This is a genomic window from Chryseobacterium sp. PMSZPI, assembly GCF_002835665.1.
GTDB lineage: Bacteria > Bacteroidota > Bacteroidia > Flavobacteriales > Weeksellaceae > Chryseobacterium.
Window position 1 is genome coordinate 78,816 of the sequence record NZ_PIZV01000034.1, and the last position, 19,494, is coordinate 98,309.

Consider the following 19,494-nt stretch of genomic DNA (forward strand, 5'->3'; position numbering starts at 1 on the left):
TGATATGTGGGTAAAATTTAGATTATGATGAATTCAATCATAATTCTTATCCAGGATATTGTCTATATCATTTTCATGTACTGATTTTTTCCTGAAATAAGCAATAGCATCTTCAGCATCTTTATCGAAACCATTGTCTTTCCAAACTTTCATATTTTTCGGGGTACATATTCCTATCTCCACAAAATACCTCATCATGGGAGCCATAATTTTAGAGTTTATTCTTTTTCTGTTTTCGGAATTGAGTAAAGTCGGAATGAGTTCTTTATAATTTCTAAATGCTTTATCTTTAAATCCTACCCGGGAGTAGACCACTATACTGGATATAGACATATCCAACATACTTCGAAGCAAAGGAGCCGTAATTTCTTGTGCTTCCAATAAAAATTCAGGAACCACATCAATAAATTCCCGAATCATATTCTTCCCCCACTCTATATGTCTTGCTTCTTCTTTATGATGTTCTACTGCAACAGCTCTGGATAATCTGGAAATCTCTTTACTATTACAATCTTCCATAGCATTATTTTCTGCAAGCCATTCAATTAAAATAGTCAGATAAATTGCTTTAAGCGGAAATTCTGACATGGAAGCATTATGGCTATATATTTCCCTTAAATTCAATGGAACAGGGAACGGTGTAATATTAAAGTAGTTCATAGCTTTTCTGAACACCATGGCATGAACAATCTCTTCTTTACAAAAATGATGCATATACTTTACCACTTCCGGAAATTTTTTTAGAGAACCATGATTAACAATCTTCATATAATATTCCGAAACCAGATTCTCAAATACAATAAATGTATACCACCATGAACCTGTTTCATAGACAGATAAAAGTCTTCTTTCTTCTTCAGAAGCAAGGTCATAATATAAAGTTCCATAAATTGAAATATTTTCTCTCTTTTTAAGCCATACATTATCAACAGGCTCATCCCATGGATGATCCAGAAGCAAGCTCATCTGTTTTTTTTCAGAAGCTTCATTAAGTTTATGTAAGAGATTTAAAAATTTGGGACTTAATGTTTTTTTCTTTATTTGATTCATACTTTAGTGTTTTTACTCAATAATTTACCTTGTGTAAAGCCAAAACACATTGCGGTTTCATATCCCGGGCCTCCTGCCCAGGTACTGACCAATTTGATTTTATCATTGGGAAAGTTACTCAGCAGATTCAGATTGACTTTGGGAAGCATTTTATAAGCAAAGGCAGATCCTTTAGTAGCAAGGGTGAACTTATAGTTTGTCTTAGGAGTTGACGACTCTATATATATTAATTTACCTTCCAGCTTTGGAAATGTCGCAAGTACTCTTTTAATAAATTTATTCTGAATTTTTTGTTTTCGCTTTATATATTCATCTTCGGAAAGATGGAACCATCGATCGCCATGATCTAGCATAACAAGTTGTAAAACATAGCCTCCTTCTGGATCAAATCTATGATAATTACTCACACTCAATGTAAAAAGATCATAATATCTATCATTTTCAAAATCATTCTGAGTGAAGTTATCACCAGAGTCTGATACCAAAAGATATTCAGGGGAAAATATATCAACATCCTCAGGGGGCACTGATATGACAATGTATACACAAAAGTGCCCCCATCCTACTTCGAAATTCCTGATAATATCCTTGAAGTTGTCAACGTATTCTTCACTATTCAACATTTTCAAAACATCTTCCGGTGGGCATGTTGCAATGACCTGTTGAGCTTTAATAGTGTTTTTCCGGGTTTTGATAAGCATATGCTCACCATGATCTTCCATTTCATAAACCGGATTCTTTTTTAACAGAACCCCACCATGGTTTAGAAATTCTTCAAGTAAAAGATCAGAAAGACGCTGTCCTGTTCCTTTTACATAGGCCTGACCACCATAAAACATTGCGTACAAACAATGAAGAAAATAAAAAGCGTTAACCTCATTAGAGATAGAACCCGAATAGATAGCAATAGGACTAAGAACTTCAATAATATCTTTTCCCTTAAAGATGATTTCAAAATATTCCCTCGCTGTTATCTTTGATAAATTCCTGCTTTCCCTAAGAATATCTTTATTTATGGTATACTCATTAATCAATCTTCTAAAAAACATATAATGCTGATATCCATGGGTCTCTATATCTTTAAAAAGCCTTTCTATCCCCGAGATTTCATCAGGAAAACAAATCATAAGTGTCTCTTTAATTTCCGACGGCTCCGACGGAATCCTAATAAAGTCTCCTTTATACACAACTGTTCCAATTTCCTCATGAAATTTAAATTCATCCAATAATGAATGAAGTCCCAGCCTGTTTAACGTATTCCATAAGTTTCCTATCTCTTTCCTAAGTCCACTAACTTTATGCTGGCTACAGTCAAATACATATTTTCTTTTATTTCTATAAAAGTTGGTAGCATATCCCCCTACTTTATGGTGTGCTTCACTAATAACAACAGAACGGCCTTCCATAACGGCAGTCAGCCCATACATAAGACCACAAAGTCCCGCTCCTATTACAAGATCATCGGTATCGAAATTTTTAATCATCTGTTTGTGTCAGATTATAAGTATTGTCAAGTTCATTTGTCCCAATCCCTACCTATACTATTTTATTTTTTAAAAAAACTAGAAACTGTGTAGGATTAATAAGCTAATTCATTCTCCAGAATTTTAACAATATCTTTTGGAGTAGTCATATTAGCTAGAAGTTCTTCATCCAGACTAACCTGAAAATTCCTTTCCAATTCTACTAATACTTCCAGTCCCATTAGAGATGTCATACCCATATCGTGCAAAAGATTAGTATCTGGCTGTATATTTTTAGGATCACATTCTGTAATATCTCCTAGAATCTCGTATACTTTTTCAAATAATTTTTCTTGATTTTGCATAAATTGTAATTCTTTTTGTTAAACTAAAATATTTTTTGAACAACTGAATACTAAGGCAGTATTTATTTTTTTCCAAATATACAATTAAATACAATAAAAAAAATCAAATCCCCAAAATTAATCACCATACATTGAATTTATACACGAATATCCGTAATAAAATCTATAAAATCATAAAATCTACAAAATATTTTAATGAATATATTCAATTTTTATCAATTATTTTGGTAGTGAAAAGATTGTACAATGGATCTAAGAATAATTGAGGTAAAGTAGGAGTACATCTATCAACAGTGTGGAAGTACTACCTGTTTTAACCTGTCATAGGGAATAGATCAGAAAGAAATGTTCTAATTTCCAGGTTTTGAGTTTGATTTGTTTTTAGCTTTTTCAGAACCGCATAAAAACAAAAATTGCTGTAATATATATTACAGCAATTATACTATTATCATTTGATGATTGCGATCCGGACGGGACTCGAACCCGCGACCTCCGCCGTGACAGGGCGGCATTCTAACCAGCTGAACTACCGGATCATGATGTAAAGAACTTGTTTCTTTTTCGTGATGGCAAAATTACACCTTTTTTTGTTATCTACAAATTATTTTCAAAAAAAATGTCTCCCAATACCGGAAGACATTCATTATCAAACTTATTTTTTTATAAGTGAGCACTTAATTTTTCAGCGATTACATCTTTTGGAGCTACACCTACTAATTTATCTACTACTTCTCCATTTTTAAAAATAAGAACTGTAGGGATGTTTCTGATACCGTACTGCATTGAAATTTCCTGGTTGTTATCTACATCCACTTTTCCTACTACTGCTTTTCCTTCAAAATCTGATGCCACTTCTTCGATGATTGGTCCTAGTGTTCTACAAGGTCCACACCATACTGCCCAGAAGTCTACTAATACGGGTTTATCTGATTTTAAAACCGTATCCTGAAATGAGCTGTCCGTAATTTCTAAAGCCATTTTTGTTTCTTTTATTTTAATTAATATTATATTCTTGTTTCAATCGTTATTGAATGTTCAAAATTACGATTTTTACATCATAAGACTATCTATGCTCAACATTAGTTTTTTCTATAGTATAGTCCTTTGATATCTCTTTTAAAGCATCTACTAATGCGTCAATATCTGCCCTGGTTGTCATATGGCTGAAAGAAATACGTAACGGAGTACAATGATCCATTTCATCTTCAGAAAGAACCATCATCATAACCATTGAAGGTTTAGATGCTCCTGAAGAACATGCACTTCCCTGAGAAATGGCAATTCCTTTCATATCCAATTGAAGACCAATGAGTGGATTTTTATATGGCAATAATGCACTTAGTACTGTATAAAGACTATTTTCTTTTTCAGCACTTCTTCCGTTGAATTTTATCCCTTCAATTTCGGCAGTAAGTCTTTCAATAGCATAATCTTTGATTTCCTGCATATGGTTGGTATATTCTTCCATATGATTCAGAGAAAGTTCTAGTGCCTTCCCAAGTCCTACAATACCGCAAACATTTTCAGTCCCCGCTCTCAGACTTCTTTCTTGCGGGCCTCCTGTAATGATCCCCTTTAATCCGGTCGCTTTTCTGATAAAAGCAAAACCTGACCCCTTCGGACCATGGAATTTATGAGCACTGCAAGAAGCAAAATCTACAGGAATATCAGATAAATCAAGGTTCATATGAGCCATCGTTTGTACTGTATCCGAATGGAAAAGAGCGTTATGTTCTTTACAAAGCTCGGCCACTTTTTTAAGATTGATAATGTTTCCGATTTCGTTGTTGGCATGCATTAAGCTCACCAACGTTTTTTTATCTGAAGCTTTTAATAATTCTTCTAATTTAGCAAGATCAATATCTCCTTTTTCATTAGGACGGATGTAATTCACTTCTACGCCTTTCCTACTTTTCATATCCAAAATACTCTCTGAAACGCATTTATGTTCCAAAGGAGAGCTTATGATCCTTTCCACTCCAAGGTGTTCTACTGAGGACTTGATGATCATATTATTTGATTCTGTACCACAGGAAGTAAAAATGATTTCAGCAGGAGTTACATGAAGATAGTCTGCAACCTGTCTTCTTACGTTTTCGATAAGGATTTTGGCTTCCTGACCAAAGCTATGAGTTGAAGACGGATTTCCGAAATTCATCTTCATCGTACCAACCATTGCATCTATAACTTCTTCTGCAAGAGGAGTAGTTGCGGCATTATCTAAATATATTTTATCCATTGTTATTTTGAATATTTTAATTCTACGGAGGTAAACTGATAATCTGAGGGAACTGTTAAAAAAAGATTAGCAGCCTTTTCATTTTTTATACTTTTATGAGCCAAAATTAATGAAAAAATTGGTAATGTCCCTCATTTGCCCACTTCAACATCGGTCGATCTCCCGAAGTATCGCCAAATGCAATAATTTTATCGTACTTAGAATCGTTAATTTGTTCTTTTATTCTCACCAGTTTTTCTTTCCCATTGCAGTTTTTACCTATAAAATTTCCTGTAAAAATGCCGTTTTTAAACTCTGCACGGGTAGAAACCAACTGCATTTTCAATTCTTCGGCAAAAGGTTTTACCCAGATATCTAATGAAGCTGTAACCAATAAACTTTGTGTATTACTCCTATCGATATTTTTTATAAAGTCTAAAGCATTCTCCCTCACAATTTTAGGATAATGATGCTCAAAGAATTGTTTAGATTTTAATTCAATTTTTTCCTGAGTCTGCCCTTTCAGAATAGATCCTATAAAACTCTTTTTAACCTTTTCAGTTTCAGCCAATTTTAGCTTTAATAGAATAAAAAGTGGTACGTGCTTTAAAAATTGTATCCGGTATTTTGTGGAATCGTAGAATTTAAGATACATAAACATAGTATCCTTATACGTCAAGGTTCCGTCAAAATCAAAACAATACAACTTTTTCATTTTTAAAGCTTTAATTTTTTAAATATAAATTCAGGAATATTCCTGATAATCATCATAATAAGACTCCAAACAGGCAAAACATACGCCACATTCTTTTGCTTTTTGAATGCTTTATAAATACAAGCTGCCGCTTGTTTTGGTGTTGCAGTCAATTTCCGATTTAAAGGCAGTCCTTCTGTCATTTTAGTAGCCATGAATCCCGGTTTTACCGTCATAACATGAACTTTCTTATCAAAAAGATAATTTCTAAGACCGCTTAGATAAGCTGTAAAAGCTGCTTTAGCACTCCCATAAATAAAATTACTTTGCCTTCCCCGATCTCCAGCTACTGAGGAAAGTCCAATAATGGTACCCGATCTTCTGTTTTCAAACTTATGTGCAAAATAATTCATGACCGGAATCAACTTTGAATAGTTTATATTGATAATACGTTCTGTATTTTTATTATCATAAAGACCTTCTTCCGTTCCTTCACCCAAATATCCTACGGCACAAAATAATACATTTGAATTGATATAATCAAATCTATTGTAATCTATTTCTTTCATCAGATCCAGCTCAATGACTTCAGATTGTTGTAAAAACTTCACATCAATATGTGTTGCAAACCTTTCTGTAGTTTCTTTGTTTGAGGTAAAAAGATAAATTTTTTCAAATTTCTCGCCTTCCTGAAGTGCCTTTTCCACAAAAGCCTGTGCTACTTCAGATGTACTTCCCAGAACTATCATTATGAGTTGTTATTTATGATTCTTTTGTGCTGTAAAGACACAAATTTAGGACTTTGAATATTTTTAAGGTAGTTCGTTAATGAAGATCTGCTCATACTGTCTTTCGTAAGGTAAATTCTTCCACCAAATTCCTGAACGATGCTATCAAGCTGATCTACTAATTTTTTCAGTTTTGAATTCACTTTAAAATCAAGTGCCAGTGTATAACCTTCAATAGGAAACGAGTTGTAAGCCTGATGATTATTTTTACCGAAAAGCTTTAAAACAGCCAGGAACGAACCATTACCACTTGCAGCAATTGTTTCAAGAATTTTTTTCATTCCTTCTTTTCCACTCTCCTTAGGAATTACCATTTGATATTGAATAAATCCGGACTTCCCGTAAATTTTATTCCAATCATTAATGGCATCCAGCGGATAAAAGAATGTTTCATAATCAATAAAATTCTTCACCTCTTTTTTAGACTGTTTTTTATAGTATAACCAATTGAAAATTTTTACTGTCAGAGAATTCAGGACAAACCCAGGAAAATAGAAAGGAACTGTAGGCTCTAATTTTTTCTTTAGTCTTAAAGGAGTTCTCCCCAGATTTTGAGGCAGCTCATGTTGAAAGGCATGCTCTCCTCGCATCAAAATACTTCTTCCGATATTTTTCCCTTTTTGAAGACAATCAATCCAGGCTACCGTATAAGTCCAGTTTTCACTTTCATCAAACAATCTGAAGATTTCATCAAGATTATCAGCCTTAATACTTTCCTGACGAATGTAGGCCGATTCTATATTTTTAAGTTTAAATTTTGCAGTAAGAATAATTCCTGTAAGTCCCATTCCACCAATGGTAGCCCAAAATTTCTCCGAATGTTCTTCTCTGGAACAGGTAATAATTTCACCGTTCTCAGTCATTAATTTAAACTCAATAACATATTCTGAAAAGCAACCTTCTGCATGATGATTTTTCCCATGTACATCTGAAGCAATCGCTCCTCCTACAGAAATAAATTTCGTTCCCGGAGTTACATATAAGAAGTATCCCTGAGGAACCACCACTTCAAGTACATCCGAAAGTAAAACTCCGGACTCACATTCTATCACTCCGTTTAAACGATCAAAACTGATGAATTTATTTAATTTTTTGGTAGAAAATATAGATTCTCCCAACGAAGCATCCCCATAACATCTACCATTCCCTCTTGCAATGACCTCGTTATGATTGAGTACAAATTCTTTTATCTTTTTGAAGCTGTCCTCAGATCTCATTTCTTTTTCTACTACCGGGAAATTACCCCAGTTTGTAACTTTCTGTGTGAAATTCGGCTTCATTTTTTAAAGTAAATTTGAATTAAAAATGCGGCAACCCAAAGTAATAGAGTAACCTGAATATAGCGATCTCTATATACAATTTTAGTAGGAGATTCTGTTCTGTTGTACACCAATGTCTGTTGTAAATACCTCAAAAGAGCAAATACTACAAAAACTACGGTATAAAATACTCTTTCATGAAATCTTGCCTGAACTTCAGGAGATAACGTAAACATCAGATAACAAACAATGGCAAGCGTTATGGAAATAGACAATGCTATATCTGCAAACTGTACATTATATCCGTCTAACGCCCTTCTCGTTTTGCCGGAAACCTGAGCATTAATAAGCTCTCCTCTCCTTTTTCCGATAGCCAGTACCAAAGCCAGTACAAAAGTCAGCAAAATAGCCCATTGCGAGATGCTGATTCCGGTGATATATCCGCCAGCCAATACTCTAAGTACAAATCCTATCGCAATAATAAAGATATCGATAATGGGAACATGTTTTAATCTGAAGGTATAAGCCAGGTTCATCACAATATAAAAAGCGACAATAGATCCAAACTTCCATAAAAACTGATGAAAATAAAGTTGGGCAAAGAATACAAGCGCAATATCCGCAACAGTAAGCCCAATAAGGATTCCTATCGCTTTTGATTTGGAAATGGCTCCACTTGCCAAAGGTCTTCTTCTTTTCTCCGGATGCTTTCTATCCGCTTCAATATCGTTATAATCATTTAGAATGTAAACAACACTTGCAGCAAGTGAAAAAATAATAAATGCAAAAATACTTTTAGCAAGTAGGTCTAAGTTGGTAATATTACCTGAAAAAAATAGAGGGACAAATACAAAAAGGTTTTTCACCCATTGCTCTACACGGAGCAGTTTTAAATATTTCTTCATTTGTTATTTCTTCCGAAATTTATATTTGTTTTTAATGATTATCTGAAATCTTCATACCTTTTTGTGCTATGAGATAACTTTTAAATCATGAAGGTTCCTACAAAAGTAATGAATTCAAAGTTTACAGCATAAAAATACAAAAAAAACCGCCGAAGCGGTCTTTTACGAAAATATTTATATGTTAAATTAATTATTGCCCTTGTTTGGCATCATTAATCATTTTTTCATTAGCAGTAATCGCGAACTCTACTCTTCTGTTTTTAGCTCTTCCTTCATCAGTATCGTTGCTGGCAACCGGCATATTTTTACCTTCTCCTTTGGTAAACATTCTGCTACCTGAAATTCCGCTTTTTACTAAATAAGCTTTTACAGCATCAGCTCTTCTTTGAGAAAGTGCCAGGTTGTAAGCATCTTTACCTACGCTATCTGTATATCCGTAAATATTGATATTCGTATCCGGGTTATCACTTAATACTTTAGCTAATTTATCCAAGTTACCTTGTGCTACAGAAGTAAGGTTTGAAGAATCGAAAGCAAAGTTTACAATACTTTCGTTCATCGTAACTTTAATACCGTCTCCTACTCTTTCTACCTGAGCTCCTGGTAAAGTTTCTTTAATATCTCTGGCTTGCTTATCCATTTTGTTACCAATAACGTTACCTGCAACACCACCGATGATACCACCTAGTACTGCACCGATAGCTCCGTTTCCACCTCTACCTACGTTATTTCCTAAGATACCTCCAAGTACAGCTCCTGAAGCTACACCTACTGCAGTACCTCTTTGTTGGTGATTTGAGTTTTGAACCGCCTCACAGCTTGTCAATAATAATGCTGATGACAAGAAAAGGGCTCCTACATATGTTTTAGTAAATTTCATTTTTTTATCTTTTATGTTATTAAATTATTTCATTCCTGTTCTTTGGAAGTTGTAAACAACTTTTACATTTCCTCCTTCAAACGGAACATCTTGCTGAAGTGAAAACTGATCTGTAGTCTGGTTGATTAATATAAGTGTATAACCTGCGATATTTTGTTTTGCCTTTGTACCTTCTGCAATTTTTTTAAACATAAACGTATTACCGTTTTTTACTTCAAATTTAATTGGTTGTGTAATTGCCGGGCAATTTCCACCTCCATTCAAAGTATAAGCTCCTGTCCAGTTGTTAGGAATCAGTCTCCAGTGACTTCCTACAAAACATTGAGCGTCTGCACCTTCATCAAAAGGCTTAATTTTATATCCTTTCTCATAATCCACGCTCACAATCTGCCAGTCTCCTTTTAATTTAAGGAATTCTGCTTTTTGATTTTGAGATGTAGCTGCGTTATTCACAGAGGAACAAGACACTGCAAAAAGTGATGTTCCAAACATCCCTGCAAGTAGTAACTTTTTCATTTTGTTGTTTATTATTTTGTTACTATAAAGTTACAAAAAACCGTGCCAAAATTGAAAATAAAAAATAAAAAAGTCCGAAAAAATTCGGACTTTTTATGGTTTCTCCTTAAATACAGGAAGATAAACTATTTTTTAACAGCCTTTTTTACGGATTTGACTTCGTTAAGCTTACGTTTCGAAGGTTTAGTCACAGTGGAAGACTTTCCGTTATAAAAGTTGTTATAAGCGTATTCTGCTGCTTTTGCCACATCAATCACACCTCCGGCTTGAGAATAGCCACTAAATCCGTTTTCAGTACTTGGATTGCTGGATTTCACAAGGGCTTCAATCACCTGATAAGGTTTAAGATCCGGCATATACGCTAGCAATACTGCTGCAGCTCCTGCAACAACAGGTGACGCCATTGAGGTACCCTGAAGGTATTTGTATTCGTTTTTAGGTACAGTAGAGTAGATTTCTTCTCCTGGTGCAAAAACGTTTACCATTTTTTTGTTATAATTAGAGAAGCTAGCTCTTAGTGCATTATTCTGATTTGTACTTGCTCCTACTACCAAAACATTGCTTACGAAAGGTTTCTCATCCGTAACGTTTTTAAAGTTGGTAGGATAAGCTAAATGCTCTGCTACGTCCTCATTTTCGTTACCGGCTGCTTTCACTAAAAGAACACCTTTGTCTTCTGCATATTTGAAAGCATCCCAAACCACATTTTTACCTGGTGAAACAGGTTTTCCAAAGCTCATGTTCAATACTTTCGCACCATTATCTACGGCGTATCTGATTGCATTTGCAACGTCTTTATCTCTTTCATCACCATTAGGAACGGTTCTCACAGACATAATCTTAGCTACTCTTGAAGCAATACCATACTGAACCTCTTTTCCTTGTGGAAGTCCTGCAATAATACCCGCTACGTGTGTTCCGTGCTCTGCATCAGGTCCTTCATAATGATTGTTTCCATAATTTTTCTCAGAATAGTCATCATAGTTATCTCCTACGATTTCTTTTCTTGTATCATAGCTTAAATCATATTGTTTAGCTTGAGGAGTAAAATAATCAAGAGCTTCTTTCATTTGATCTTTCATTCCTTTCTCAAATTCAGCAGAAGATTTTCCCTGGAATTCAGCATTCTGAGAAACCTGAGTCAGAATTTGCAATGCGACAGCATCCTTTTGGTCTGTAGGTGCTTTAATAGCAGCAATATTTTGAGCCGTTACCGATTTCCCACCTAATAACTTTACCATATTAGGAATCAGTTCATTGATCATGGAATAGGTCTTGAAGTTTTGTTTTGCCTCTATGCTTTTTTTATTGAAAAGCTCTTTGGCTTTCATATACATGGCAAATTCTTCCGGCATTTTAGCCTGATTGGCTTTATTTTTTGTAGAATCGTCTCCTTCAAAAATTGATTGATATTTGGCAACAACTCTTGTTACTTCCATATTATCAATATCAACATCTCCATTTTTTCCACCTATAAAATTCCATCCATGCACATCATCGATGTAACCGTTTCCATCATCATCTTTTCCATTTCCCGGAATTTCGTTAGGATTTGTCCATAGATTTTTCACTAACCCCGGATGATCTACCTGTACTCCACTGTCTAAAACTCCTACTACTACAGTTTTAGGTTTTAGACCTTTAGATTCTAAATATTTATATGCATTGGCTGTATTTACACCATATACTTTAGAAGTTGAAAAGTCTTTATGATACCAAGTCATCAGATCTTTATCTTCTTTCGGATCAATGCTCTTTCCTTTAGACTCCTGAGCATAAGAGAAACTAAAACCTGCTAAAAAAACAGCAGCTAATAATACCTTTTTCATTCGTATACTTTTATTATTTTTTACTGATCGAAGGAACGCCTCAACTTCTATTTCTATGTATTAAAACCTACCAGAGGCGTTTCATATATTAATATTTATTTTTCTCAGATCATATGCAATTACCCTTTTTATGAATAATGAAACTTGGTGAGTGGTAATTTCATATTAATATGATTGTTTAACATTTTTAATATAAGTAAGAGATTCCGGTCCTTTGTTACATACAAGGTCTAAAATCGACAGGTCCTCCAAAAATCCGAATTTATCTGAGAATGTCTGATAATATTCTTCCATTCCAAATTCCGAAGGTAGCTTTGCAGAGAACTTTTCTCTGTAATTGATAGTCCCTTCAGGATTTTTGATATATTCTTCATTCAAAGACTGTGCCTTTTCTGTTTTAAGTACCTGTTGGATGATTTCTAACCCTTTAAGGTTAAAATCAAGGAGAAACTTTTCTTTTAAATCAAATATTTTTCTGAATTTATCTTCGTAGTATTCGAAATAAGGAGAGCTTTGATAGGCTGTTTTGATTGATTTCCAGTGAAGGGTTCTCCAGTCTTCTCTATAAGAAATTTCAATATCTTTCATTTCTCTTTTCCCGTTATGATTAATGGGAATAATCAATGACAGCTTTCCATTGGCACCATAGATATTCGCTCTGTTTCTATAGGTTTGTTTTGGAAAGTTTTCAAACTGTTCAAATATAATTTCATTCTCAGCATCCAGAAATACTGAAAACCAGGAAATTGGTGGCATATAAAAAGCCGGCAATAATACATTCTTCATATTCATAATACAAAAATGAAGTATTTTTTCAAATACTTCATTCTATTTTAAATTTTATTTTATTTATAATTCGTCTTCAGTTTTTTTCTTTCTGAATAATTTCACGAAGTACTCCCATCCGAAGAATAATATCAAGATCATTGCAGCAATCCACCAATAAGAGGTTTTGTTAGCTTCTCCGGTATTGGTCGCTTTAAACATTCTATCCCAACGAATTTTAAAAGGAGCCTGGTAAGTAGAACCGCTATCTGCAAAAGCTCCCTGAAGGCTCATCCATGTAAACATTGGTTTTCCTACAATATTTTCTTCCGGAACAAAACCAAAGAATCTTGCGTCTAAAGATGCATCTCTATTGTCTCCAACCATCATATAGTAGTCCTGTTGGATCGTGTATTGATTAGCTTCTTTTCCGTTGATAAAGATTTTTCCGTTTTTCTTTTCTAAGCTGTTATGCTCATATTCGGAAATAATCCACTGATACATTGGAAGTGTTTCATTATTGATCGCTACTACATCTCCTTTTTTAGGAATTCTAACCGGACCATACCAGTCTTGATTCCATGGTTTGTTAATTGGGAATATAGATTGTGTTGTATCAATTTTTGTTTTGGCTTCGTCTCTATAATATACTGCAGCTTCTCCTTTTGGCGAAATTTCTTCTTTCATATCGATTACCTGAGGAAGTGCTTTAATTTCTTTAGCTGTTTTATCCGTCAGCCCCTGGAATGCATAAAGGTATCCTTTTTCAGTCTGTACTTCCTGAACCGGTAAAAATCCGTAAGTATTATATAATGAAGGGATATCTAATTGGCTTCCTGTATTAACAATATATCTGTGTTGTACTTCCTGGTCTCCTAAAACAGTTTCCGGTTTTCCATTCACAAAAAGTCTTCCGGCTCTCATCTCAAAGGTATCTCCTGCTGTTGCCACACATCTTTTCACATAAGGATCTTTTCTATCGATTGCTGTATGCACGGAATCCTGAGGATAGTTGAAAACCACTACATCATTTTTTTGTGGCTTATTAAATTGTAAAATTCTTGTATAAGGCAATTTTACTCCATCTACATAAGATTTCGGATCGTCTTTCGGGTTACCTTTTTGTCCTGTATCCATAATTGTTCCCTGAAGAAAAGGAATTGCCAGAGGTCGCATTGGAAGTCTGTATCCATAGCTCCATTTATTAACAAAAAGGAAATCTCCTACTAATAAAGTTCTCTCCATGGACCCTGTAGGAATTCCAAAAGGCTGGGTTACAAAAACGTGAATGATCGTTGCAAAAACTACGGCAAAGGTAATAGATCCCAAGAATGTATCTTTTTTCTTTGCGTTTTTCTCTTCATCCGTAAGGAAAAGATCATTAGTGCTTTCATCTTCCAATTCCACATCTTTAGAATAGTTCACTACCGCCATGTAAATAAATGGCAGAATTACTGTAAGAATCTGATCTTTGAAAAGAGTTTTTCCAAATTTTTTCATTAAATAAAGATGGAAAACAGACATCATGATTGGTCCTACGATCGGAAGATACGACAGGATCGCCCACCATTTCGGATGTTTTGTTTCTTTCAGGATAATGAAATAATTATAGAAAGGTATAAATGCAAATAAAGGGCTATAGCCCATTTTCTTGAACAGCTTCCAAGTTGAAATCCCCATCAATATGGATAAAATGAGGACATATACTGTATAAGTTAAAAAATAATTCATAAATTTTTTGTGCCTATTCTAAATATATAAATAATAAATGATGAGCAATAAATGATTACAGCATTCTGCTATTTACAATTACTATTCATCATTTCTGTTATTGGTATGCAATTTAAAGAATTTGTTACAAATTAAAGCCCCAAAACGTCTTTCATTCCGAAGTTCCCTTTCTTATCTTTAATCCATTCTGCTGCGACTACAGCTCCTAATGCGAAACCATTTCTATTGAAAGCGGTATGTTTGATTTCGATTTCGTCCACTTCACTTCTGTAGAAAACACTATGAGTTCCTGGAACTTCATCTTCACGTACGGCAAAAATTCCTAGTTGAGTTCCTTCGGTTTCTTCCAACTTCCATGCATTGAATTTCGGATTATTCTGAATGATTCCTTCTGCTATGGAAATAGCCGTTCCACTTGGCGCATCTTTCTTGTGAATGTGATGAATTTCTTCTAATTGACAAGAGTATTCATCAACGTTTTTCATTAGATCCGCAAGCTTTTCATTTAAAGCGAAAAATAAATTCACTCCTAAGCTAAAGTTGGAGCCATATAAGAATGCCGTATCGTTTTCAACAGCTAACCTTTCTATTTCTTCTTTTTTCTCCAACCAACCTGTAGTTCCACAGATCACCGGAATTTTATTTTCAAGACAAGCTTTAATATTATCAAATGCAACTTCCGGTAATGAGAATTCAATAACAACATCCGGATTATTAAGATTTTCAGCAGTTGGAGTTTCCTTCAGACGGGCAACAACTTCATGACCTCTTTTCTGAGCGATTTCATCAATGATTTTGCCCATTTTGCCGTAGCCAACTAATGCTATTTTCATATGCTGTATAAGTATTTCTTATCCTATGTGATTTTAGAAATTCACAGGATATTTTTTATTTTTTATTTAAAATCTGTAGCTTAAACTTAAACCTGTTTTTGGGGGATCATAACCAAATTGATCCTGAATAACCGTGGGTTTGAAAGTCAGGTCCGGATCGTGACGACTTTCATAAAGATGGGCATCTACTACTGCGTCTACGATATTCAAAATATAGATTAACCCAGTAATGGCAATAGCATAGTCTCTTTGCCTTTTTGCTCTGTCTTGTGCATTTCCTAATGCTCTTTTATCCAACCATGGATGGCTGTCTACAAATTCATTTGGAGTACCGTTAAGTTTTGCGACATAATATTCACGGTATTTTTTGTATTGATTATCATTCCATACAGCAATACCTACTCCTGCCCCTACGGCTCCCCATACGATTGGAATTTTCCAATATTTTTTATTGTAGAATTGGCCTAACCCCGGCAATACCGCTGAATATAAACCGGCTCTGGTCGGATTCAACTTTATAGTCATTTTAGTAGGGCCGTTGGCTTTTTCAAGGTCTGAAATGATTTTCGCTTCCGTTTTTCCCGGTTTTACTACAGGAGCATCCTGTTTCGGAGAAGTTTGTACCCGAACAGTATCAATAGGAGCGACTTGTGAATATGCCACTACAGCAATGCACAAGAAAAATGTGAAAAATATTTTCTTCATTATTTAATATGGGATAAAATATATTCCAGCTCTTCTTCATTTTTGAAGTCCAGAACAATTTTACCTTTTTTACCATTTCCAGAAGTTTTGATCTCGACTTTTACATCCAAGATATCTGCAATCGTCTTCTGGGCTCTTTTATAATTATTGGAAAGCTCTGCGCTTGCTTTTTTAGCTGCCGGAGATTTCGGATTTTTCAGTGCTGTAGCAGCTTGTTCCGCCTGACGAACGTTTAATTTTTCTTTGATAATCAGATCAAATAAAATTTGCTGATCTTCTTCAGTTTCAAGGCTGATAATTGCTCTACCATGTCCTGCAGAAATCTCACCGCTTCGGATAGCGTTCTGTATATCCGGATTCAGTCTTAATAATCTGATTGAATTGGTAATGGTACTTCTATCCTTTCCTATTCTGTAACTCAGATTTTCCTGAGTAAGGCCTATTTCATCTAAAAGTCTTTGATACGTCAAAGCGATTTCAATGGCATCAAGGTCTTCTCTCTGGATATTTTCAACAAGAGCCATCTCAAGAAGCTCCTGATCATTTACTAAACGAATATATGCAGGAATAGTCGTTAATCCCGCAATTTTAGTTGCTCTGTAACGTCTTTCCCCGGATATAATTTCAAACTTTTCGCCATCTTTTCTTAAGGTGATCGGTTGAATTACGCCTAAGTTTTTAATAGACTGCGCAAGTTCATTTAATGCTTTTTCATCAAAATAAGTTCTCGGCTGCGTCGGATTCGGATAAATATCTTCAAGTGCTACTTCTACAATATTCCCTACAAACTTATCCGCCCCTTCATCTGTCGCTGAATTGATGCTCGCTTTCGATTCTGCACTTAAAATGGCTCCCAGGCCGCGTCCCATAGCTCTTTTTTTGTCCTTCATAGATATAATTGATAAATGATGTTTGATGAGTGATGACTGGCATTCACCCGTATTGGCCATTTATTTATTAATTTAGTTCTTTACTAAGTTTTCGTTCTTTAACAGAACTTCTTCCGCTAACTGAATATACTGAACTGCTCCTTTACTTTCAGCGTCATAATTCAGGATACTTTCTCCGAAGCTTGGTGCTTCGCTTAATCTTACGTTTCTGCTGATGATGGTTTCAAAAACCATTTCAGGGAAGTGTAAGTTAACTTCTTCCACTACCTGATTTGATAACCTTAACCTGCTATCATACATTGTAAGAAGAAGACCTTCTATTCCCAGATCTTTGTTGTGAATCTTCTGAACGTTTTTCACTGTATTCAAAAGTTTTCCCAGTCCTTCTAATGCAAAATATTCGCACTGAATAGGGATAATTACAGAATCTGCAGCGGTAAGAGCATTTACTGTAATAAGACCTAAACTCGGTGCACAATCGATAATGATATAATCATAATCATCTTTCACGCTTGCCAATGCTTTTTTCAGCATATACTCACGATCTTCTTTGTCTACCAATTCGATTTCTGCTGCTACCAGGTCAATATGTGACGGAATAATATCCAGATTTGGCGTCGCAGTCCTTTTGATACAAACTCTTGTATCTGCACTGTGCTCCAGTAGATTATAGGTAGAATATTGAACGTCTTCCACTCCCAAACCCGATGTAGCATTTGCCTGAGGGTCAGCGTCAATAATTAATATTCTTTTTTCCAATACTCCTAATGCTGCTGCCAAGTTTACAGCTGTGGTAGTTTTTCCAACTCCTCCTTTTTGATTAGCAATACCTATGATTTTTGCCATTATTAGAACTTTAAGTTTCAAAAATACACTTTTTTCTTTGCTCTCGGTGAGTGACGAAATTCAAAATTGAGTTAAAATATTGTTAATAAGCATTTTAACGATAAAAAAAATTATCCACAAAAAAAAATCTTTGTGGATAACTATTTGAAATTGACGATTCAGTATTAATTATCAAACTTCATGGAAATTGGAAATTTGAAGTAACTTCTTACAAATTCCCCTTTTTTATTTTTGGCAGGAATCCACTTTCCTTTGATTGATCTGATTGTTCTCATCGCCTCATTATTAAAATCAGCGTTGGTTCCATTAGCTTTTACCCCTGAAATTGTTCCGTCCATTTCTACAATAAATGTAATAGTAGTTTTCATGACATCATCCGATTCGAATCCTGAACCGTCAAAACTGTTCATCACTTTATTTCTGAAAGAGTCTATCCCTCCTGCAAAAGTAGCTTCTACACTAGGGTCTTTATCAATTACTGAAGGATCAGTTTTCTCAACTACGGGATCTGCCTTTACAGCAGGTGGTCCATCCCCTCCGATAACCCTTGGAACAATCGGAATATAGGTAGTATTCGGAACATCTTTACCTTCTGAGGTTTGTGTACTTGCTACTGCATTTGTTTTATCCTCAATCTGTTTTTCATTGGTAACAATTGCTTTAGGTTCCGGCAATCTGTCATCATAAGTCTTTACAGCAGGGGCCAAAGTAACTGGCTTTACAATTTGCGCAGGTGGGTCTTTTGGCGTATCAACATCCTGAATTTGAATTGGAGGTGGAAGTACATAAGGTGGTGGTATTACATCCGGGCTTTTAAAAGCAGAGATCACAAATGGTGTAATGGATACAGCAGCCATTAAGCTTGCTCCTATAAAAAGTGCCTTAGTTAGTATTCTATCAGATTCGTTTCTTAATACATAAGCACCGTATTCTTTGTTGCGGTGCTCAAAAAGAACTTCGTTAAAACGAAATTCATGGTTTTGGTTCTGGTGTTTCATCACTATTATTATTTAAACTGTTAAAAAGTGATTATTAGTTTTATTAGTTCTTATCGATAAGCAATGTTTCAATATCAAAATATTTGCCAGAATTTTACCAAAACAACATAATATTATAAAATTTTATGAAAATGTTTTAATTTTAACATTTGTATATTTAAAATAATTCTTGAAAAACACTTTATTTTTCAGAATACGGAGAACCTCAATGGAAACTTATACCCTCTGAATCTGAGAATATTAAATTAAGTGAACATCATCAGTAAAAGAGCAAGAGGAATCAACAATCCCAAAGAATTAATAACGATCAGAATAATTGAGCTTACTTTTGCTCTTTTATAACTTTTGCCGGCAAAATAAATAGCTGCAATACTAAATAACAAGCTGCAAACAATAAATAATTTCAGCAGAAAATTACTATGAATATTTATCGGCAGTCCTAAATAAATAATCAGTAAAACAGCATATGCAATTGTAAAATAAAGACTGATTATAATATTGCTCATTCCTTGAGGTACTTTACTATTTTCCATGTGATTATATGTAAGATTTAAATATAAGGATTTTCATCAATATCAATATTTTGAGAATATATTACGATCCATATCAAGGTTTAAAACCTTGACATGGATAACAAAAAAAAGAGACGATCAAACTTGACCGCCTCTTTTTATTTATGTTTTGTCTCGTCCTAATATAGCGTTACACAAAAAAAAGTAATGTTATGGAATCATTTAAAAATCAGTATGTAAAACGGAG

At 34.5% G+C, this 19,494-nt stretch carries 20 protein-coding genes and 1 tRNA gene; all 21 read right to left on the bottom strand.

Translation table 11 applies throughout. The features are described from left to right. Nucleotides 1-33: 33 nt before the first annotated feature. Nucleotides 34-1,050: a diiron oxygenase gene (locus tag CW752_RS07115; RefSeq protein ID WP_101239064.1), complete on the bottom strand. Its 1,017-nt coding sequence runs from the start codon at nucleotides 1,048-1,050 to the stop codon at nucleotides 34-36. Next, nucleotides 1,047-2,534 carry a phytoene desaturase family protein gene (locus tag CW752_RS07120; RefSeq protein WP_101239065.1) on the bottom strand — a complete coding sequence of 496 codons (1,488 nt, stop codon included), beginning with the start codon at nucleotides 2,532-2,534 and terminating at the stop codon, nucleotides 1,047-1,049. The genes CW752_RS07115 and CW752_RS07120 overlap by 4 nt, the downstream gene beginning before the upstream one ends. A 95-nt stretch (nucleotides 2,535-2,629) precedes the next feature. Continuing rightward, nucleotides 2,630-2,878, bottom strand: coding sequence for an acyl carrier protein (locus CW752_RS07125; protein ID WP_101239066.1), 249 nt, complete (start codon nucleotides 2,876-2,878; stop codon nucleotides 2,630-2,632). 462 nt (nucleotides 2,879-3,340) lie between these two features. Next, nucleotides 3,341-3,414 (bottom strand) — tRNA-Asp (locus CW752_RS07130). A gap of 124 nt (nucleotides 3,415-3,538) precedes the next feature. Further along, complete coding sequence (gene trxA / locus CW752_RS07135; protein WP_101239067.1) at nucleotides 3,539-3,856, bottom strand: thioredoxin; 318 nt, start codon at nucleotides 3,854-3,856, stop codon at nucleotides 3,539-3,541. An 85-nt stretch (nucleotides 3,857-3,941) separates the two neighbouring features. Continuing rightward, nucleotides 3,942-5,117, bottom strand: a complete 1,176-nt coding sequence (locus CW752_RS07140; RefSeq protein WP_101239068.1) for a cysteine desulfurase family protein — start codon at nucleotides 5,115-5,117, stop codon at nucleotides 3,942-3,944. A 106-nt stretch (nucleotides 5,118-5,223) separates the two neighbouring features. After that, entirely contained in the window at nucleotides 5,224-5,811 is a 588-nt protein-coding gene (locus CW752_RS07145) for an HAD-IB family hydrolase (protein ID WP_101239069.1), read from the bottom strand. Between the two features lie 2 nt (nucleotides 5,812-5,813). Continuing rightward, a complete protein-coding gene (locus CW752_RS07150; protein WP_101239070.1) occupies nucleotides 5,814-6,539 on the bottom strand; it encodes an SDR family NAD(P)-dependent oxidoreductase in 726 nt (241 codons plus the stop codon). Then, nucleotides 6,539-7,858, bottom strand: coding sequence for an FAD-dependent oxidoreductase (locus CW752_RS07155; protein WP_101239071.1), 1,320 nt, complete (start codon nucleotides 7,856-7,858; stop codon nucleotides 6,539-6,541). The genes CW752_RS07150 and CW752_RS07155 overlap by 1 nt, the downstream gene beginning before the upstream one ends. Beyond that, on the bottom strand, nucleotides 7,855-8,742 hold the full coding sequence (locus tag CW752_RS07160) for a decaprenyl-phosphate phosphoribosyltransferase (protein WP_101239072.1): 888 nt from the start codon (nucleotides 8,740-8,742) through the stop codon (nucleotides 7,855-7,857). The genes CW752_RS07155 and CW752_RS07160 overlap by 4 nt, the downstream gene beginning before the upstream one ends. Nucleotides 8,743-8,932: 190 nt before the next feature. Next, entirely contained in the window at nucleotides 8,933-9,622 is a 690-nt protein-coding gene (locus CW752_RS07165; protein ID WP_101239073.1) for an OmpA family protein, read from the bottom strand. A 24-nt stretch (nucleotides 9,623-9,646) separates the two neighbouring features. Next, nucleotides 9,647-10,138: a lipocalin family protein gene (locus CW752_RS07170; protein WP_101239074.1), complete on the bottom strand. Its 492-nt coding sequence runs from the start codon at nucleotides 10,136-10,138 to the stop codon at nucleotides 9,647-9,649. A 125-nt stretch (nucleotides 10,139-10,263) separates the two neighbouring features. Further along, nucleotides 10,264-11,967, bottom strand: a complete 1,704-nt coding sequence (locus CW752_RS07175) for a S8 family serine peptidase (RefSeq protein ID WP_101239075.1) — start codon at nucleotides 11,965-11,967, stop codon at nucleotides 10,264-10,266. Nucleotides 11,968-12,132: 165 nt separating this feature from the next. Beyond that, nucleotides 12,133-12,759 carry a WbqC family protein gene (locus CW752_RS07180; RefSeq protein WP_410493637.1) on the bottom strand — a complete coding sequence of 209 codons (627 nt, stop codon included), beginning with the start codon at nucleotides 12,757-12,759 and terminating at the stop codon, nucleotides 12,133-12,135. 57 nt (nucleotides 12,760-12,816) lie between these two features. Beyond that, on the bottom strand, nucleotides 12,817-14,463 hold the full coding sequence (gene lepB, locus CW752_RS07185) for a signal peptidase I (protein WP_101239076.1): 1,647 nt from the start codon (nucleotides 14,461-14,463) through the stop codon (nucleotides 12,817-12,819). Nucleotides 14,464-14,594: 131 nt separating this feature from the next. Continuing rightward, entirely contained in the window at nucleotides 14,595-15,296 is a 702-nt protein-coding gene (gene dapB / locus CW752_RS07190) for a 4-hydroxy-tetrahydrodipicolinate reductase (RefSeq protein ID WP_101239077.1), read from the bottom strand. A 66-nt stretch (nucleotides 15,297-15,362) separates the two neighbouring features. Continuing rightward, nucleotides 15,363-16,001: a DUF5683 domain-containing protein gene (locus CW752_RS07195; RefSeq protein WP_101239078.1), complete on the bottom strand. Its 639-nt coding sequence runs from the start codon at nucleotides 15,999-16,001 to the stop codon at nucleotides 15,363-15,365. Continuing rightward, nucleotides 16,001-16,891 (bottom strand): ParB/RepB/Spo0J family partition protein, encoded by an 891-nt coding sequence (locus CW752_RS07200; RefSeq protein ID WP_101239079.1) that lies wholly within the window; start codon nucleotides 16,889-16,891, stop codon nucleotides 16,001-16,003. Before CW752_RS07200 ends, CW752_RS07195 begins: the two co-directional genes overlap by 1 nt. A 72-nt stretch (nucleotides 16,892-16,963) precedes the next feature. Continuing rightward, complete coding sequence (locus CW752_RS07205) at nucleotides 16,964-17,737, bottom strand: ParA family protein (protein ID WP_101239080.1); 774 nt, start codon at nucleotides 17,735-17,737, stop codon at nucleotides 16,964-16,966. Between the two features lie 164 nt (nucleotides 17,738-17,901). Then, entirely contained in the window at nucleotides 17,902-18,735 is an 834-nt protein-coding gene (locus CW752_RS07210) for an energy transducer TonB (protein WP_101239081.1), read from the bottom strand. Between the two features lie 245 nt (nucleotides 18,736-18,980). Beyond that, a complete protein-coding gene (locus tag CW752_RS07215) occupies nucleotides 18,981-19,268 on the bottom strand; it encodes a hypothetical protein (protein WP_101239082.1) in 288 nt (95 codons plus the stop codon). Nucleotides 19,269-19,494: the final 226 nt, after the last annotated feature.